Genomic DNA, 1,190 nt, shown 5'->3' on the forward strand with positions numbered 1-1,190 from the left:
GAGCCTGATCCAGCCATGCCGCGTGCAGGAAGACGGCCCTATGGGTTGTAAACTGCTTTTTTACGGGAAGAAACACCGCTACGTGTAGCGGCTTGACGGTACCGTACGAATAAGGACCGGCTAACTCCGTGCCAGCAGCCGCGGTAATACGGAGGGTCCGAGCGTTATCCGGAATCATTGGGTTTAAAGGGTCCGTAGGCGGACGTCTAAGTCAGTGGTGAAATTCTGCAGCTCAACTGTAGAACTGCCATTGATACTGGTCGTCTTGAATCGTTGTGAAGTGGCTAGAATATGTAGTGTAGCGGTGAAATGCTTAGATATTACATAGAATACCGATTGCGAAGGCAGGTCACTAACAACGTATTGACGCTGATGGACGAAAGCGTGGGGAGCGAACAGGATTAGATACCCTGGTAGTCCACGCCGTAAACGATGGATACTAGCTGTCCGGCGCACATTGGTGTGCTGGGTGGCCAAGCGAAAGTGATAAGTATCCCACCTGGGGAGTACGTTCGCAAGAATGAAACTCAAAGGAATTGACGGGGGCCCGCACAAGCGGTGGAGCATGTGGTTTAATTCGATGATACGCGAGGAACCTTACCAGGGCTTAAATGTAGTCTGACAGATTTGGAAACAGATCCTTCTTCGGACAGATTACAAGGTGCTGCATGGTTGTCGTCAGCTCGTGCCGTGAGGTGTCAGGTTAAGTCCTATAACGAGCGCAACCCCTGTTGTTAGTTGCCAGCGAGTCATGTCGGGAACTCTAACAAGACTGCCGGTGCAAACCGTGAGGAAGGTGGGGATGACGTCAAATCATCACGGCCCTTACGTCCTGGGCCACACACGTGCTACAATGGCAGGTACAATGGGCAGCCACTGCGCAAGCAGGAGCGAATCCACAAAACCTGTCTCAGTTCGGATCGGGGTCTGCAACTCGACCCCGTGAAGCTGGAATCGCTAGTAATCGGATATCAGCCATGATCCGGTGAATACGTTCCCGGGCCTTGTACACACCGCCCGTCAAGCCATGGAAGCTGGAAGCACCTGAAGTCCGTCACCGCAAGGAGCGGCCTAGGGTGAAGCTGGTAACTGGGGCTAAGTCGTAACAAGGTAGCCGTACCGGAAGGTGCGGCTGGAACACCTCCTTTCTAGAGAAAGACGACCGAAAATTCAACAAGAGAGACTCTTAC

At 52.8% G+C, this 1,190-nt stretch carries 1 rRNA gene; it reads left to right on the top strand.

Annotation, left to right across the window (positions count from 1 at the left end):
- A 16S ribosomal RNA gene (locus AEQU1_RS00010) occupies positions 1-1,148 on the top strand; the annotation flags it as partial.
- Between the last annotated feature and the right edge of the window lie 42 nt (positions 1,149-1,190).

Origin of the sequence: Aequorivita sp. CIP111184 (genome assembly GCF_900489465.1) — a bacterium.
GTDB lineage: Bacteria > Bacteroidota > Bacteroidia > Flavobacteriales > Flavobacteriaceae > Aequorivita.